We start from the raw sequence: 16,408 nt of genomic DNA, 5'->3' as shown, positions 1-16,408 counted from the left end.
CGCTCCCTCGAAACGAGAGGGCTGCCATGGATCGCTTTTTTACCTTGATCGCCAACAAGATTGCCCGCTTCGTCGGCGATCCGATCGCGTTCATCATCGCGCTGGCAGTGGTGATCGTCTGGGGCGTTACCGGGCCGGTCTTTCATTATTCGGATACGTGGTAGCTCATCATCAATACCGGCACGACCATCGTCACCTTCCTGATGGTATTCCTGATTCAGAATTCGCAAAATCGCGACGCGGCCGCGATGCAAGCCAAGCTCGACGAGCTCATCCGCGCGCTGGAGGAGGCGCGCGGCCAGTTCATCGGGATCGAGCATCGCACCGATAAGGAAATCCAGGAGATCCGCACCGCGTTGGAAAAGGAGTGCGCCGCCGAGGATCGGGCCAATGGCAAACCGACCAGCGATACCTATCTGGAGCGGCTGATACGGCGACGGTGAGATTGCTCGCCCGGCCCGGGCGGGATATCCCGCCGCCGAAGACACATTCTGAGAGACGATGATGACCGCTGTCCATTCCACCCGCATGCTGATCCTTGGTTCGGGGCCCGCCGGGCTTTCCGCCGCAATCTATGGCGCGCGCGCCGGGTTGGCGCCGATCGTCGTCCAGGGCATCCAGCCGGGCGGGCAGCTCACCACCACCACCGATGTCGAGAATTATCCGGGCTTCCGCCACGTCATCCAGGGCCCCTGGCTGATGGAGGAAATGCAGGCGCAGGCCGAGCATGTCGGCGCGCAGATGATGTGGGACACGATCGTCGACGTCGATCTGTCGCAGCGTCCGTTCAAGCTCACCGGCGACGGCGGCGCGATCTACATGTGCGATACCTTGGTGATCGCGACCGGCGCGCAGGCCAAATGGCTTGGGCTGGAGAGCGAACAGAAATTGCGCGGGCAGGGGGTTTCGGCCTGTGCGACCTGCGATGGCTTCTTCTTCCGTGGCAAGAAGGTAGCGGTGATCGGCGGCGGCAACACCGCGGTCGAGGAGGCGCTCTACCTCACCAATCACAGCCATGACGTGACGATCATCCACCGCCGCGACAGCTTCCGCGCCGAGAAGATCCTGCAGGAGCGCCTGTTCAAGCATCACGGCATCAAGGTGATCTGGGACACCGAGGTCGCCGAATTCGTCGCGGGAGAGGGCAACGAGGGCCTGATCGCGCTCGATCTGCGCAACGTCAAAACCGGTGAGACGAGCCGGCTCGACGTCGAGGGCGGCTTCGTCGCGATCGGCCATCATCCGGCGACCGAATTGTTCGTCGGGAAGATCGATCTCGATCGTGACGGCTATATGAAGGTGACCCCGGGCACGAGCCTGACCAACGTTCCCGGCGTGTTCGCCTGTGGCGACGTCATGGACAAGATCTACCGCCAGGCGATCACCGCTGCCGGCACCGGTTGCATGGCGGCGCTCGATGCCGAGCGCTTCCTGCAGGAGCAGGACTATCCGGTGCCCGAGGATGCGGAGAAGGTCGCGGCGGAGTAGGCTCAGGACGAACGGGGGCGATCCTGAGCGGGCCGCAAATGGGCTGCCAAACCGGTCCACAACAGCCCGAAGCCCCAACCGGCCAGCACATCGCCCGGCCAGTGAACCCCCAGCGCGATCCGGCTCCAGCCGACCGAAACGGCGAAGATAATCGCCGCCCCGAGAGCGAGCCGGCCCGGCACCAGCATCGCCAGCGCCACGCACGTCATCATTGCCCCGGCGCTATGCGAACTCGGAAAGCTCCACGACGCGACCGGATCGAGCCAGTCGATGCGCGGCGGGCGTGGGCGGGTGACGAGGACCTTGATCCCCTCGACGATCAGCCGCCCCGATCCGACCGTCAGGAACAGCCATAAGGCCGCCTGCCATCGCTTGCGCAGCAGCAGGATCAGCACGGCTGCGAGACCAAACGGCCCCATGATGGCGAACCCGCCCAGCTTCGTCAGCGCCAGCGCTGCCACGCGCAGGGGCGAGGTCGGCGCCACGCGCAGCAGACCGTGAAGACGGCAATCGAAGCCAGTCGCCCATGCGACGAGGCCGGCCGCGATCAGCAGCGCGCCGATGACGATGCCCGATCGGGCAGCCATCAATAGCGAGCCGCCACGAAGTACAACCCGTCGGGTGGCGCATTGTGACCGAGCGCGGCACGGTCGCGGGAATCGAGCGCCGCCTTGAGATCGTCGGCCTGCCATTGCCCCTGACCCACCATTGCCAGACAGCCGACCATCGATCGCACCTGATGGTGGAGGAAGGAGCGCGCCGCCGCATCGACCAGAACCTCGTCGCCCTCCCGACGCACATCGAGCCGGTCGAGTGTCTTGAGCGGGCTCTGCGCCTGGCAATGGACCGAGCGGAAGGTGGTGAAGTCGTGCAGGCCGACGAGCATCTGCGCGGCATCGTGCATCGCCGCGGCATCGAGCGGTTTGGCGATGCGCCAGGCATGGCCGAGATCCAGCGTCAGCGGCGCGCGGCGGTTGACGATGCGGTAGAGATAGGTTCGCCCGATACAGGAGAACCGGGCGTGCCAATCGTCCGGCGCGATCGCACAGTCGAGGATCGCGATGGGAGCGGGCCTGACGACTGCGTTCAGGGCTTCCATCAGGCGAAAGGGCGCGATCGGTTTGGCGATGTCGGCATGCGCCACCATCGCGAGCCCGTGAACCCCGGCGTCGGTGCGCCCGGCGGCGTAGAGCGTCGCGGCCTCGCCGGTCACGGTTGCGATCGCTTTTTCGATCGCCTGCTGGACGCTGGGGCCGTGGGCCTGTCGCTGCCAGCCCATGAACGGGCGGCCGTCGAATTCCACCGTGAAGCGGAAGCGGCTCAAACGCTCCCTCTCCCCAGCATGGCTCCCGCGGGGATGGCGAATCCGCGCAGCAATTCCTCGGTCGTCATGACCCCGCGTCCAGCGCGCTGGACCTTGAGCGGCCGGATCGCGCCGTCACCACACGCAATGGTCAGGCGATCGTCGAGCGTCGTCCCCGGCACGCCCGTTTCATCGCACAGCACTGCCTGAAGCACGCGCACCCGTTCGCCCTGAAACTCGAACCACGCCCCCGGCACCGGTGCGAACGCCCGGATCTGCCGCTCGACCGCCACCGCCGGCTGCGCGAAATCAAGCCGGGCCTCGGCCTTGTCGATCTTGGCGGCGTAGGTGACGCCGGTTTCCGGCTGTGGCTCGGGCGGGAATTCGCCCGGATCGGCGAGCACATCGAGCAGCAGGCGCGCACCGAGCCCGCTCAATTCGTGCGTCAACGCCCCGGCATCCTTGCCCGCAATCGGGGTACGCGCCACCGCGAGCATGTCGCCGGTATCGAGGCCCGCCTCCATCGCCATGATCGTGACGCCGGTCTCGACATCGCCGGCCAGGATCGCGCGCTGCACCGGCGCGGCACCACGCCAGCGCGGCAGCAGGGAGGCATGGACGTTGAGGCAATCCCAGATCGGCGCGTCGAGGATCTCCTGCGGCAGGATCAGGCCATAGGCCGCGACCACCGCCACATCGGGATCGAGCGCCGCGAATGCCGCCTGCTCGTCCGCTCCCTTGAGCGAAGCCGGAGTGCGCACCTCGAGCCCCAGTATCTCGGCACGCTTCTGGACGGGGGAGGGGGTCGGCGCCTTGCCGCGATTGGCAGGACGTGGCGGCTGGGTATAGACCGCCACGATCTCATGACCTGCGCCATGCAGCGCGTCGAGTGTCGGCACCGCGAAATCCGGTGTGCCCATGAAGATGATCCGCATGGCATGCCCTCAACCACAAATGCGACGCCGCGTCATGCCGGAACAGGTGACGCGCCCCTTTTCGTCCCTATCTGTTCCGCATGGCGTCCCCCGAAATCGAAGCGTTGACCCAGGCCCTCGCCCGCTTGCCCGGGCTCGGCCCCCGATCCGCCCGGCGCGCGGTTCTCCACCTGCTCAAGAAGCGCGAGTCCGCGCTCGGCCCGCTCCAGCGCGCGCTCGAGGCGGTCAGCGAGAAGCTCTCGACCTGTACGACCTGCGGCAATGTCGATACGTCCGACCCGTGCGGGGTCTGCGCCGATCCGCGCCGCGATGCCCGCATGCTGTGCGTGGTCGAAGAGGTGGCGGACCTGTGGGCCCTCGACCGCACGCGGCTGTTCCCGGGGCGATTCCATGTACTCGGCGGGCGGCTGGCGGCCCTGGAAGGCGTGCGGCCCGAGGACCTCACGATCGATCAGCTCGTCGGCCGGATCGAGCGCGGCGGCATCGACGAGGTCGTGCTGGCGATGAACGCCACGCTCGAGGGACAGACGACCGCGCATTATATCGCCGAGCGGATCGAGCGCTTTCCGGTGCGGGTGACGCAATTGGCGCACGGGCTGCCGGTCGGCGGCGAGCTCGATTATCTCGACGAGGGGACGCTGGCGCAGGCGTTGCGGGCGCGGCGGCCGGTGGGTTAGATACGTTCCCTAAATTCCGACGGTCCTGAGCGAAGTCGAGGCGCGTCTGTTCGTTCGATACCCACAAACACATCTCGACTGCGCTCGGGACAAACAGTTAAAAGGACGAGAGCAGTCGCTTGGCCTGCGCCAGATGCGGAGCATCCACCATCTGCCCTTCCACCACCAATACGCCCGCGCCGGGCTCGACCGCAAACGCGTCTACGATCGCGCGTGCCCTGACGATCTCCGCCTCGCTCGGTGTGAAAGCCGCGTTGATCACCGCCACCTGTTCGGGGTGGATCGCCATCATCCCTGAGAAGCCATCGCGTCGCCCGCGCGCGGCATAGGCCCCCAGACCCTCAAGATCGCGGAAGGCCGGATAGACAGTCTCGATCGCTGGTACACCCGCGGCATGCGCGGCAAATAAAGCGAGGCTGCGGGCCATCTCGATCGGCGCTGTGTAGCGGCCGTCCGCCTCGCGCGCCGCGGTCGCGCCGATCGCGGCGGGGAGGTCTTCTGCGCCCCAGGTCAGGCCGACCAGATGGTCTTTCACTTCGGCGTAGGAGCCGAGCGCGAAGATTGCTGCGGGGGTTTCGGTGGCGATGGGCAGGATCGGGATGTCGGTTCGATGCGCCAATGCACGGATCGAGGCGGCGCCTTCGGCCTTGGGCAGCATGATGCCGTTGGGACGGGCGGGTAGGATTGCTTCAAGATCGGCCTCGGCGAGGCCGCCATTGAGCGGGTTGATGCGGACCAGCAGCGGAATGACGCGATCCGTGTCGGCGAGGAATCCCGCTATCGCATCGCGGGCTTCGGCCTTGCGCGACGGCGCGACTGCGTCCTCCAGATCGAGGATCAGCGCGTCGGCGCCCGACCGCAGCGCCTTTTTCATCCGATCGGGTCGATCGCCGGGGACGAACAGGAGCGAGCGGAGTTTCATCGCTGCCTGAGCCCGCTCGCTCATGCCGTCGGACTACCCTTGATCAACGCCATCCTGAGGCAGGTGCACACCACCTCATCCCGCTGATTGATCGCCCGATGCGCGAATGTCACCACGCCTGATCCCGGCCGCGATTTGCTCGGCTTCAGCTCCACTACCTCGCTCTCGATCCGCAGCGTATCGCCGATGAACACCGGCTTCGGCATCACCAATTTGTCGTAGCCCAGATTGGCGACCAAAACGCCCAGCGTCGTCTCCGCCACCGTGATGCCGATCATCAGGCTGAAGGTGAAGGTGCCGTTGACGAGGATTCGGCCGAACTCGCTCGCCTTCGCCGCCTCGACATCGAGGTGGAGCGGCTGCGGATTGTGGGTCATCGTCGAAAAGAGGAGATTGTCGGTTTCGGTGACCGTGCGGCGGATCGGATGCTCGATCCGATCGCCGATTTGCCATTCGTCGAACCAGCGGCCCGGCATATGTTCCTCCCTAGTGCGAAAGTTGGCGTTTCATGCCGAGGTGGCTGCCGACGAAGCCGAGCCGCTCATAGAAAGCGTGCGCCCGCGTGCGTTCGGCATTGGATGTCAGCTGTGCGATGCGGCACCCACGCGCACGACACCGTTCGACCGCCCATTCGATCATTTGCGCGCCGAGGCCTTGCCCCCGAAGATGGCTGGCGATCCGGACCGCCTCGATCTGTCCGCGCCACGCGCCCTTGTAGGACAAGCCAGGCAGGAAGGAGAGCTGCAGCGTGCCGACCAGCGTGCCGTCCAGTTCGGCGACGATCAATTGCTGGTTGGGATCGCGCGTGATCGCCTCGAAGGCGGCAAGATAGCCCGGATCGAGCGGCAACGAACTGTCTTCGCGCAGGCGGCCGCGATCGTCGTCGACCAGCATCTCGATCACCGTCGGCAGATCGGCTTCGGTCGCGTCACGCATCACCAGGTCGCTCAATTCGACACCTTCTCGATACGGGCGAGGATGGTGCCCTCGGTCACCTGCCCCCCGGTGGTCGCCATGAGTTCGGCGACAACGCCGTCGAACGGGGCGAGGAGCGCCTGTTCCATCTTCATCGCCTCCAGCACCAGCAATTTCTGCCCGGCGGTAACGGTGGCCCCCTCGGTCACGTCGACCGATACGATCCGGCCTGGCATCGGGGCGAGGATCGACCCGTCGGCGGCGGTCGTGCCGGTACCGCCCGCGCTCATGCGATCGGAAATTGCCCAGCCTTCCCCGGCATCGAACAGAATCGTCCCGCCATCGATCCGCACCGTCCGCGCCTTTCGGGGCGGATCGGCCAACAGGATCGTGTAGACCTCGCCATCGATCGCGACGCTGATCTCGGGCTGCGGATCGCGATTGGCGCGGAAGCCGGTCAAGGCGGTCCAGGGCGAAGCACCGCGCTCGGGCAGGAGTGTCGCGGCAGCATCTTGCACGACCCGTTCCGGGGGAGTTCCGTCCGGGACCAGCCGGTCGGCATGCCGCTCGATGAAACCGGTATCGATCCGCCCCGCGCGGAAATCCTCGTCTGCCGCCGCGCGCGCGAGAAAAGCCGCGTTGGTGCGCACCGGCCAGACCTCGATCTGTCGTAGCCCCGCAGCCAGCCAGCGAGCGGCACCGACGCGAGTCTTCGCATGCGCGATCACCTTGGCGACCATCGGATCGTAGAAGGGCGTGACCGCGCCGCCCTCTTCGACTCCGCTGTCGATACGCAGCCCTTTGGGGAAGCGCAGCCGACGCAGTGGGCCGATCGAGGGCAGGAAGCCGCCCGTCGGATTTTCGGCATAAAGCCGCGCCTCGATCGCCCAGCCTTCGATCGCGAGTTCGTCCTGCCTTTTGGGCAAAGCCTCGCCGCTCGCCACGCGCAGCTGCCATTCGACCAGATCCTGCCCGGTGATCGCCTCGGTCACCGGATGCTCGACCTGCAGCCGCGTGTTCATTTCCATGAACCAGATGCGGTCGGCGCGCAGGCCGTGGGAGGCGTCGGCAATGAACTCGATCGTGCCCGCGCCGACATAGTCAACCGCCTTCGCCGCCTTGACCGCCGCCGCGCAGATCGCCGCGCGGGTGGCTTCGTCCATGCCCGGGGCGGGGGCCTCCTCGATCACCTTCTGGTGGCGGCGCTGGAGCGAGCAATCGCGCTCGAACAGATGGACGACATTGCCATGCGTGTCGCCGAACACCTGCACTTCGATATGGCGCGGGTTCAGCACATATTTCTCGATCAGCACGCGATCATCGCCGAATGCCGCCGCTGCCTCGCGCCGGCACGAAGCGAGCGCGTCGAGGAAGTCGGCCGCTGCATCGACCCGGCGCATGCCCTTGCCGCCGCCGCCCGCCACCGCCTTGATCAGGACGGGGTAGCCGATCGCATCAGCCTCCAACTGCAGCCGGTCGGGCGACTGATCCTCGCCGAGATAGCCGGGAGTCACCGGTACGCCCGCTTCGGTCATCAACGCTTTGGCAGCGTCCTTGAGCCCCATCGCGCGGATCGCCGCTGGCGGCGCGCCCACCCAGACAAGGCCCGCCGCGATGACCCTTTCGGCGAATTCCGCATTCTCGGAGAGGAAGCCGTAGCCGGGATGGATCGCCTCGGCGCCGGTCGCTTTGGCGCCGGCGAGGATCTTGTCCTGATCGAGATAGCTCTCGCGCGCCGGCGCCGGGCCGATCTCCACGGCCTCATCTGCCTCACGCACGAACGGCATGCTTGCGTCGACATCCGAATGCACGGCGATGGTGCGAATGCCCATCTTCTTGGCGGTGCGGACGACCCGCCGCGCAATCTCGCCCCGATTGGCGATGAGGAGGGAGGAGAGCATCTAAAAATCCTCCCCGGAACGGGGAGGGGGACCGCCCGGCGCAGCCGGGTGGTGGAGGGGGCCCAGCTTACGACAAGTGATAACGATGCCCTCCACGACATTGTTTGGTCCGGAAAGAACATCGGCAGCCGCGACGCGAAGGATGCGAAAGCCCAGCCTTTGCAAATCGGCGTCCCGTACCTCATCCCTTTGCGGGCGATTGCCGCGATTATGTGCTTCGCCATCGACCTCGATGACCAGCCGCGTCTCGATGCAGGCAAAGTCGATGATGTATTTATCGATCGGGCATTGGCGTCGGAATTTGAAACCACCCGGGCGCAGCCGAAGTGCACGCCACAGCAGCACCTCGGGCAGGGACATTTCCTTCCGGAGCGAGCGGGCGCGTTTTACCGTCTTGATCGGGGCGCGGAGGACGGGTGGGCCCCCTCCACCACGCTGCGCATGGTCCCCCTCCCCGTTCCGGGGAGGATCTTGCGGCGTGAACATCCTCCTCACATCCTGAACACCCCGAACTGCGCACGATCGGGGATCGGCGCGTTCAGGGTGGTCGCGAAAGCGAGGCCCAACACATCGCGCGTCTGGACGGGATCGATAATGCCGTCGTCCCACAGGCGCGCGGTAGCGTAGTAAGGGTTGCCCTCGTCCTCATATTTTCGGCGGATCGGGGCCTTGAAGGCTTCGGCCTGTTCGGGCGTCCAGCTGTCCGCGTCGCGATGCACGGTCGCCAGCACCGAGGCCGCCTGCTCGCCGCCCATCACGCTGATCCGCGCATTCGGCCAGGTGAACAGGAACCGCGGCTGATAGGCGCGGCCGGCCATGCCGTAATTGCCCGCACCGAAGCTCCCCCGATCAGGACGGTGATCTTGGGCACCGATGCGGTCGCGACCGCGGTCACGAGCTTCGCGCCATGCTTGGCGATCCCCTCCGCCTCATATTTGCCGCCGACCATGAAGCCGGAGATATTCTGGAGGAAGAGCAGGGGTGTGCGCCGCTGGCAGGCGAGTTCGATGAAATGCGCACCTTTCTGTGCGCTCTCGGAGAAGAGCACGCCATTGTTGGCGAGGATTGCGACCGGCATCCCCCAGATCCGTGCGAAGCCGCAGACGAGCGTCGTGCCGTAGGCCGCCTTGAACTCGTGGAATTCGGAGCCGTCGACGAGGCGGGCGATCACCTCATGCACATCATAAGGTGCGCGAACATCGGTCGGGATGATACCGTACAGGTCCTCGGCAGCGTGGCGGGGCGGCTGCACATCGCCATTCAGGGTGAATGGAGGGGGTGGAAGTGTGCTGACGATATCCCGCACGATCTGCAATGCGTGCTCGTCATTCTCCGCGACATGATCGACCACGCCCGATTTGCGCCCATGCGTATCGGCCCCGCCCAGTTCCTCGGCCGAGATCACTTCGCCCGTCGCGGCCTTCACCAGAGGCGGGCCAGCGAGGAAGATCGTACCCTGGCCGCGCACGATCACGCTCTCGTCGGACATGGCGGGCACGTAAGCGCCGCCGGCCGTGCAGCTTCCCATCACGCAGGCGATCTGGGGAATGCCGGCGGCCGACATCTGCGCCTGATTGTAGAAGATGCGGCCGAAATGATCGCGATCGGGAAAGACTTCGGCCTGATGCGGGAGGTTGGCACCGCCCGAATCGACCAGGTATAGGCAAGGCAGGCGGTTCTCGAGCGCGATCTCCTGCGCGCGCAGATGCTTCTTCACGGTCAGCGGATAATAAGTGCCGCCCTTCACCGTGCTGTCGTTGGCGCAGATCATCACCGGGTGCCCGGACACGCGCCCGATCCCGGCGATGATGCCCGCGCCCGGGACCTCATCTTCATAAAGGCCATTGCCGGTGAGCTGGCCGATCTCGAGAAAGGGCGATCCGGGATCGAGCAGGCGGATGACGCGATCGCGCGGCAGTAATTTGCCGCGCGCGACATGGCGATCGCGCGCGCGTTCGGGCCCGCCCAGCGCCGCCTGCGCGACCCGCACGCGCAGATCGGCCGCGAGCGCGCGGTTATGCGCTGCATTGGCGTGGAATGCCTCGCTATCCTTGTCGAGCCGGCTGTCGAGCGTTGGAAAGCTCAATCTATCGTCGCTCCTGTCCTCTCGCGTGTCAGCGGTAGCCCCGTCGCCGCCGGAAGGGAAGGCGGACAAGCTTTACCCGTTCCTGAGGTATCGTTCGTGAGGTTGATTGTCTTTCCCACGCTAGCGGATAGGCTGATTACGGGAGAGTTCCGGGGGATATCGCCGAATGCGGGGAATTGGTTTTACGTTGCTACTCGCCGTACCTTCAGCGGCGCATGCGGCGGATTTCACCGTCGGGCCGCCGGCAGCCTGGGTTCAAGCGGTCGAACCGCCGCCCGCGACGCATGACGATGGTGCGATCGATGCGCGCCTGGCCGATCTGCAGATCCACTTCGACGCCGCGGGCATGCACCAATATATCCATCAGGTGATGCGTGTGCTCCAGCCGCAGGCGCTGCAGGCGGTCGGCTCTTTCGGAGCAGTGTGGCAGCCCGGCACCGATAAGATCACCTTCCATCGCGTCGTGATCCATCGCGGCGATCAGGATATCGACGTGCTCAAGGACGGATCGGGGCTCCAGGTTATCCGGCGCGAAGCCGGCCTCGAATCCGCGATGATCGACGGCAAGCTTACCGCGACGATGCCGGTGCCCGATCTGCGCGTGGGTGACGAGGTCGAGTTCGCCTATACGATCGATAGCTTCAATCCGGTGCTCGGGAGCCATCGCGAATCCGATCAATTTTTCGCGCGATCGGTACCGATCGACCGACTTTACATCCGCAATTCATGGCCGGCCGGCGGCTCGGTCCGCTGGCGCGCGGGGGCGGGTTTGCCCAAGCCGGTGCTGAGCAAAAGTGCCCACGCCGAAACCGTGCTGACGATCGATCAGGCGGCCTTCCTCGCGCCCGCCGTTCCCGCGCAATCGCCCGGCCGTTTCATTGACGCCAATCGACTGCAGACAAGCGACTTCGGCGATTGGCAGAGCCTGTCCGCGATGTTCGCGCCCTTGTTCGACGGCGCGGCGAGGCCCGCGCCGGATTCGCCGCTCAAGGCCGAGATCGCGAAGATCGCGGCGGCCTCGTCCGATCCGAAGGCGCAGGCTCTGGCAGCGCTCCAGCTCGTCCAGTCGCAAGTCCGCTATCTCGCCCGGGTCGATGGGCTCGGCGGTTACAAGCCCGCCAGCGCGGACGCCGTGTGGAAGGAACGGCTTGGCGATTGCAAGGGCAAGACGGTGCTGTTGCTGACGCTATTGCGCGGGCTCGGCGTCGATGCGCAGGCAGCGGTCGTGTCGGTCCAGCAGAGTGACGGGGTCGATGCGTCGCTACCGTTGGCGGGGCGGTTCGATCATGTGATCGTGCGCGCGACAATCGACGGCAAGGTCTATTGGCTCGATGGCACGCGACTGGGCGATCGCGATCTCGATCAGATCGCGGTGCCGGGTTTCCAGTGGGCATTGCCGCTGACGCAGCCCGGCAGCGGCCTCGTGCGGCTGATCGCGACAGAGCCGGCGCTGCCGACCGAGGAATGGACGCTCGATCTCGACGCACGCGACGGCGTCTCGCTCCCGGCGAAGGCGACCGGCATCGGCATCCTGCGCGGCGACGGTGCGAGCGCGTTCCGCACTTCGATGACCTTCCTGTCGCAGCCGCAGCGCGAGGAATTGCTGCGCAAGGTCTGGGCGCAGCGCCACGACTGGGTCGAGATCAAGGATGTCACCTACACGGTCGACGAGAAGAATGGCGAGGTCCGGATCGGTTTCGCCGGCACCGGCAAGATGGACTGGAACCTGACGGGCAGCGATGCGAGCTATCGGTATCAGGCCAACAAGGCCTTCCTCGGCCAGGTCGTCACGCCCAATCGCGATTCTTCCGATCCGGACGTGCCGGTCAAGGTCGACGAGCGTTATTCGGTGACGCACCAGACCATCTTGCTGCCCAATGCGGGCAAGGGCTTCTATGTCGATGGCGAGGCGATCGACCGGACCGAAGCGGGCATCCATTATGTCCGGACCGCCTCGGTTCATGATGGTAAGTTCGAAATGACCGCGAGCACGCGCAGCAAGGCGGGCGAGGTCACGCTGGCCGCTGCAAAAGCTGCCGACAAGAAGGCGACCGAGCTCTTCAACAAGAATCTCTATGTCCATTTGCCCGCCTCATATCTGGCCACATCACGGGAAACGGTGGAGCGAGGTGCCGTCCCGTCTGGCGATTCCGACGCGGTGCAACTGGTGGCGATTGGCGAACTCGCCCGTAAGCACGATTATGCTGCAGCGTTGAAGGAAGTTGACGCCGGCTTGAAGAATAATCCCAAAAATATCATGCTGCTGCTAATGAAGGCGGGTATCTTCATTGCCCAGCGCAAGTTGGACGAAGCCGATGCCTCCCTCGATGCTGCGCTTGCGGCTGATCGCACCAATATCGCCGCACTGGACACCAAAGCGGGTTTGCTCATCATGCGAGGCCGATATGAGGATTCGCTCATTCTCTATGACCGGTCGATCCTGATTCAGCCTGACAATGGCATGACGTATTATGCCCGCGGAAACGCGCGAATGATGCTGGGGCGGAATGAAGCGGCGCTTGCAGACATGTTGCTCGCGGTCGACAAGCGGCCGGATTTTCCGGATGCCCGAGTGGCCGTCGTCAGCATGCTTTGGAGGCTCGATCGCCTCCCGGAGGCTTTGGCACAGGCCGAAGCGTTCGTGAAAGCCATGCCGGGCAATGATCACGCCCATGCCCTCTATGGGGAGATGCTCTTCTTCTCCGGCAAGAAGGAGCAGGCGTTGACCGAGATGCGGCAATCCATCGCGATTCGCCCCAATGCCAATGCATATCTGGCATTGCTGGATCACAACTTTGCGACCGACGAAAAAACCGCGCTCGCCTATGCGATGGGAGTGATCGCCGACCAGCCGCAGCGCGTCATACCGGCCGCTGTCCTTTCAAAGTTCGCGAGCGATCAGACTGCTTATGCAAACCTGATGACCGCCTATGACAAGGCGCAGAAGGATCATCCGGACGACGCAATGATCCGCGCGGCACGGCGCGCGATCGACGAGGCATTCGGGCATATGGACAAGGTGCTGATCGATCTCGACAAGGAAATTGCGGCCAATCCGAAAAATGCCGGCCTGTTGAACCAATCCTGCTGGGCGCGGGCGACGCATCATATCGAACTCGATAAGGCGCTTGCACGATGCGACGAAGGAATAGCGCTTCAAAAAGGGCCGGGCATTCTCGATAGTCGCGGCCTCGTCCACCTTCAGCGAGGCGAAATGTCGGCGGCGGTCGTCGATTATGACGCAGCGCTCGCGGCCATGCCGCAATTGCCGACGAGCCTGTATGGCCGGGGGCTCGCCAAAATTCGGTTAGGCAGTGCCAAGGATGGCAACGCGGATCTGGCCGCGGCGCGCAAGATAAACTCGAAGATCGATGCGGAGTTTGCGGGTTACGGCCTGAAGCCATAACCCGCACGCTCCCTATTTCGTAGCCAGGTTCTTCGCGAAGAAGGGCAGCACCACTGTATCGAACCGCGCCGCGATCGCGCTGACGTGGGTGCCCGGATAGACCGCCCAATCGTGCGCGATGCCGAAGCGGGTCAGCGCGTTGTGGATCGCGGTGTCGTCGCCGAGCAGCGTATCCTTGTCGCCGACATCGGCGCCGATCGCCTTGTAGCTCTTTAGCGCCCACACATATTGCGGGACCATCGCCAGCGGCGAATTGGCCGCCCATTCGGCGATGACCTGTTTGTCGACCGCGCCGTCCTTGAAAGGAAAATCGGCGAAATAGGGCGGTTTGTCGGGCGCAGGCGACCAGGCGACGGTCGAGGCGAGTCCGGCGAGCGTGCCGAAATCGGCCTTGGCCACGCCATCGAACGGAACGCTCGACAATTTCTGTGCGGATTCGACCGTCTCGGTGCGCGGCGACACGCAGCAGGCGCTCATCGCATAGATGCTGCTCCACGGTCCCGGATATTTCATCCCGATCGTCCAGGTGCCGTAACCGCCCATCGAATGGCCGGCCAGCCCGCGGCCCTCGCGCTTCGCGATCGTGCGGTAATGCGCATCGACATAGGCAACCACGTCCTTGGCGATGAACTGCTGGAAATCGCCGGTCGTGACCGAGCTCGAATACATGCTGCCGCCCATCTTGGTGAGCGTATCGGGCACGACGACGATGAATTCGGTGCCGCGTGCCGCCTCATGCGCGACCGCTTCGGGCACGTGCAGATAGTTGAAGAAATTCTCCCCATCGAGCGCGAAGCCGTGGAGGAAATACACCACCGGATAATGTTTCGACTTCGACTTGCCATAGCTCGGCGGCAGCACGACGAGGACGTCTCGATCGGCGCTGTTGCCCTCCAGATTGCCGACCAGGGCCGCGCTGTGGACCTTGACCCTGTCGACCGTGATGCCGGCCGGGATCGGCGGTGGCGGGGCGGTGATGAGCCGCTGCGCCGCGACCGGCGCGGCGACGAGCGCCAGCGCCGACAGGCCGGCGAGCGCCGAAACGATCCGATGAGTCATGGAAAAACCTCCCCAATGTTTGGGCGAGGTTAGCGGATGTGAGGCTCTGCCGCCATGCCGGAGATGGACATTGTCAACGTGTCAAACATCGATCCCCCTGCCGCGCGGGCAGGGGGATCGGCGAAATCACAGCGAGGCGTCGGCGAGCAACTGGTCGGTCGGGGCCGAGATCGAGGGATTACGGCCCTTGAACGTCACCCGCGCCGCGCGGACGCCCCCACCATAGTCCGGGTGAACCTGATCGAAGAGCTTGCACTGGCGCTCCTCGATTTCGTCCGGAATATCGCCCATCGCCGCGGCGATATTCGCAAACAGCCGCGCTTTCTGGCCCTCGTCGAACAGGTTGAACAAGGCGCGCGGCTGGCCGAAATCGTCATTGCCGTCGCGGTGATTCCACCGATCGGCATCACCGCTGATTTTCAGCGGCGGCTCGCGGAATGCCTCGTTCTGGACGGGCCCGCCGAAGCTATTCGGCTCGTAATAGGCCGCCGGATTGGGATTGTTCTCGAAGAAGCGCATCGCGCCGTCCTTGTGATAATGGTGGACGGGGCATTTGGGCGCGTTGATCGGCAGCGCCTCATAATGCGTGCCGAGGCGGTAGCGATGCGCGTCGGCGTAGGAGAAGATCCGCGCCTGCAGCATCTTGTCGGGCGAGAAGCCGATGCCGGGAATGATGTTCGACGGGCTGAACGCTGCCTGCTCGATCTCGGCGAAATAATTGTCGGCGTTGCGATTGAGCTCGAGCACGCCGATGTCGATCGGCGGATAGTCGCTGTGCGGCCACACCTTGGTGAGGTCGAACGGATTGTAGCTGGTCTTCTCGGCATCCAGTTCGGGCATGATCTGGACCTGCACCTTCCAGCGCGGGAATTCGCCTTTCTCGATCGCCTCGAACAGATCCTCCTGGGTGGATTCGCGCGTGCGGCCGACGACTTCGGCCGCCTGCTCGTTGGTCCAGTGCTTGTGGCCCTGCAGCGTCTTGAAGTGGAACTTGACCCAGAAACGCTCGCCCGCCTCGTTGATCAGGCTGTAGGTATGGCTGCCATAGCCGTTGATGTGGCGCACGTCGGTCGGCAGGCCCCGATCGGACATCAGGATCGTCACCTGGTGCAGGCTTTCGGGGCTGAGCGACCAAAAATCCCACATCGCGGTCGGCGAGCGCAGATTGGTGCGGGGATGGCGCTTCTGTGTGTGGATGAAGTCGGGGAATTTGAGCGGATCGCGCACGAAGAAGACCGGCGTGTTGTTGCCGACCAGATCCCAATTGCCCTCGGGCGTGTAAAATTTGAGCGCGAAGCCGCGCACGTCACGCTCGGCATCGGCGGCGCCGAGTTCGCCCGCGACGGTCGAGAAGCGCAGGATCAGCGGGGTTTGGGTGCCCGGCTGGAGTACCTTCGCCTTGGTGTAGGCCGAGATATCGCCCGTGATCGTCAGCGTGCCATGCGCCCCCCAGCCCTTGGCGTGGACGACACGCTCGGGGATGCGCTCGCGATTCTGGTGGGCGAGCTTCTCGATCAGCTGATAATCCTGCAGCAGCAGCGGCCCGCGCGGGCCCGCGCTCAGCGAATTCTGGTTGTCGGCGATCGGCGCGCCGGCGCTGGTGGTCATCGTGGGACGGTCAGCCATGTCTTGTCTCCGTTGCTATGAGAGCGGGCTACACCTCTTCTGGTAATCGTAAAAACCGATACATTCATTCTTATTGATCGAGTGAACCAC

Annotated in this window: 13 protein-coding genes and 2 pseudogenes; 4 read left to right on the top strand and 11 right to left on the bottom strand. The window is 64.8% G+C overall.

What is annotated here, in order from left to right:
• Positions 1 to 26 precede the first annotated feature (26 nt).
• Positions 27 to 443, top strand: a pseudogene (locus AB4Z44_RS07185) (low affinity iron permease family protein).
• A 61-nt stretch (positions 444 to 504) separates the two neighbouring features.
• Complete coding sequence (trxB, locus tag AB4Z44_RS07180; protein ID WP_404714373.1) at positions 505 to 1,488, top strand: thioredoxin-disulfide reductase; 984 nt, start codon at positions 505 to 507, stop codon at positions 1,486 to 1,488.
• Between the two features lie 2 nt (positions 1,489 to 1,490).
• Here the strand turns inward: trxB and AB4Z44_RS07175 are convergent, their stop codons facing one another.
• From AB4Z44_RS07175 to fmt, 3 genes are read right to left on the bottom strand one after another with little or no spacing between them, the layout of a single operon-like run.
• Entirely contained in the window at positions 1,491 to 2,075 is a 585-nt protein-coding gene (locus tag AB4Z44_RS07175; protein ID WP_404713370.1) for a phosphatase PAP2 family protein, read from the bottom strand.
• On the bottom strand, positions 2,075 to 2,812 hold the full coding sequence (gene truA, locus AB4Z44_RS07170; protein WP_404713369.1) for a tRNA pseudouridine(38-40) synthase TruA: 738 nt from the start codon (positions 2,810 to 2,812) through the stop codon (positions 2,075 to 2,077). Before truA ends, AB4Z44_RS07175 begins: the two co-directional genes overlap by 1 nt.
• Positions 2,809 to 3,726 (bottom strand): methionyl-tRNA formyltransferase, encoded by a 918-nt coding sequence (gene fmt, locus AB4Z44_RS07165; RefSeq protein WP_404713368.1) that lies wholly within the window; start codon positions 3,724 to 3,726, stop codon positions 2,809 to 2,811. The genes truA and fmt overlap by 4 nt, the downstream gene beginning before the upstream one ends.
• A gap of 80 nt (positions 3,727 to 3,806) precedes the next feature.
• Between fmt and recR the strand changes: the two genes are divergently transcribed.
• On the top strand, positions 3,807 to 4,403 hold the full coding sequence (gene recR, locus AB4Z44_RS07160; RefSeq protein ID WP_404713367.1) for a recombination mediator RecR: 597 nt from the start codon (positions 3,807 to 3,809) through the stop codon (positions 4,401 to 4,403).
• A 97-nt stretch (positions 4,404 to 4,500) separates the two neighbouring features.
• On the opposite strand, the gene AB4Z44_RS07155 is transcribed toward recR, so the two are convergent.
• The 6 genes and pseudogenes from AB4Z44_RS07155 to AB4Z44_RS07130 all read right to left on the bottom strand — a co-directional run bounded on the left by AB4Z44_RS07155 (position 4,501) and on the right by AB4Z44_RS07130 (position 10,227).
• Entirely contained in the window at positions 4,501 to 5,325 is an 825-nt protein-coding gene (locus AB4Z44_RS07155; RefSeq protein WP_404714372.1) for an HpcH/HpaI aldolase/citrate lyase family protein, read from the bottom strand.
• 20 nt (positions 5,326 to 5,345) lie between these two features.
• Positions 5,346 to 5,801: a MaoC family dehydratase gene (locus AB4Z44_RS07150; protein WP_404713366.1), complete on the bottom strand. Its 456-nt coding sequence runs from the start codon at positions 5,799 to 5,801 to the stop codon at positions 5,346 to 5,348.
• A 10-nt stretch (positions 5,802 to 5,811) separates the two neighbouring features.
• Positions 5,812 to 6,276: a GNAT family N-acetyltransferase gene (locus tag AB4Z44_RS07145; protein ID WP_404713365.1), complete on the bottom strand. Its 465-nt coding sequence runs from the start codon at positions 6,274 to 6,276 to the stop codon at positions 5,812 to 5,814.
• Positions 6,273 to 8,141, bottom strand: coding sequence for an acetyl/propionyl/methylcrotonyl-CoA carboxylase subunit alpha (locus AB4Z44_RS07140; RefSeq protein WP_404713364.1), 1,869 nt, complete (start codon positions 8,139 to 8,141; stop codon positions 6,273 to 6,275). Before AB4Z44_RS07140 ends, AB4Z44_RS07145 begins: the two co-directional genes overlap by 4 nt.
• Entirely contained in the window at positions 8,142 to 8,501 is a 360-nt protein-coding gene (locus tag AB4Z44_RS07135; RefSeq protein ID WP_404713363.1) for an endonuclease domain-containing protein, read from the bottom strand.
• A 131-nt stretch (positions 8,502 to 8,632) separates the two neighbouring features.
• Positions 8,633 to 10,227, bottom strand: a pseudogene (locus tag AB4Z44_RS07130) (carboxyl transferase domain-containing protein).
• A 166-nt stretch (positions 10,228 to 10,393) separates the two neighbouring features.
• On the opposite strand from AB4Z44_RS07130, the gene AB4Z44_RS07125 reads away from it, so the two are divergent.
• Entirely contained in the window at positions 10,394 to 13,633 is a 3,240-nt protein-coding gene (locus tag AB4Z44_RS07125; protein WP_404713362.1) for a DUF3857 domain-containing protein, read from the top strand.
• A 12-nt stretch (positions 13,634 to 13,645) separates the two neighbouring features.
• Here AB4Z44_RS07125 and AB4Z44_RS07120 read toward each other — a convergent pair whose 3' ends face one another.
• Positions 13,646 to 14,692 (bottom strand): alpha/beta hydrolase, encoded by a 1,047-nt coding sequence (locus tag AB4Z44_RS07120; protein WP_404713361.1) that lies wholly within the window; start codon positions 14,690 to 14,692, stop codon positions 13,646 to 13,648.
• A gap of 126 nt (positions 14,693 to 14,818) precedes the next feature.
• A complete protein-coding gene (locus AB4Z44_RS07115) occupies positions 14,819 to 16,318 on the bottom strand; it encodes a catalase (RefSeq protein WP_404713360.1) in 1,500 nt (499 codons plus the stop codon).
• Positions 16,319 to 16,408 lie beyond the last annotated feature (90 nt).

It is taken from the genome of Sphingomonas sp. MMS24-J13 (assembly GCF_044905095.1).
GTDB lineage: Bacteria > Pseudomonadota > Alphaproteobacteria > Sphingomonadales > Sphingomonadaceae > Sphingomonas_I.
The sequence above is the reverse complement of the archived record's forward strand: the minus strand, read 5'-3'. Positions and strand labels throughout refer to the sequence as shown.

Bases quoted from the DNA above. Each gene is read 5' to 3' on its own strand.
- trxB (WP_404714373.1), top strand. From the start codon at position 505: ATGACCGCTGTCCATTCCACCCGCATGCTGATCCTTGGTTCGGGGCCC.
- AB4Z44_RS07175 (WP_404713370.1), bottom strand. From the start codon at position 2,075: ATGGCTGCCCGATCGGGCATCGTCATCGGCGCGCTGCTGATCGCGGCC.
- fmt (WP_404713368.1), bottom strand. From the start codon at position 3,726: ATGCGGATCATCTTCATGGGCACACCGGATTTCGCGGTGCCGACACTC.
- recR (WP_404713367.1), top strand. From the start codon at position 3,807: ATGGCGTCCCCCGAAATCGAAGCGTTGACCCAGGCCCTCGCCCGCTTG.
- AB4Z44_RS07155 (WP_404714372.1), bottom strand. From the start codon at position 5,325: ATGAAACTCCGCTCGCTCCTGTTCGTCCCCGGCGATCGACCCGATCGG.
- AB4Z44_RS07150 (WP_404713366.1), bottom strand. From the start codon at position 5,801: ATGCCGGGCCGCTGGTTCGACGAATGGCAAATCGGCGATCGGATCGAG.
- AB4Z44_RS07140 (WP_404713364.1), bottom strand. From the start codon at position 8,141: ATGCTCTCCTCCCTCCTCATCGCCAATCGGGGCGAGATTGCGCGGCGG.
- AB4Z44_RS07135 (WP_404713363.1), bottom strand. From the start codon at position 8,501: ATGTCCCTGCCCGAGGTGCTGCTGTGGCGTGCACTTCGGCTGCGCCCG.
- AB4Z44_RS07125 (WP_404713362.1), top strand. From the start codon at position 10,394: ATGCGGGGAATTGGTTTTACGTTGCTACTCGCCGTACCTTCAGCGGCG.
- AB4Z44_RS07120 (WP_404713361.1), bottom strand. From the start codon at position 14,692: ATGACTCATCGGATCGTTTCGGCGCTCGCCGGCCTGTCGGCGCTGGCG.
- AB4Z44_RS07115 (WP_404713360.1), bottom strand. From the start codon at position 16,318: ATGGCTGACCGTCCCACGATGACCACCAGCGCCGGCGCGCCGATCGCC.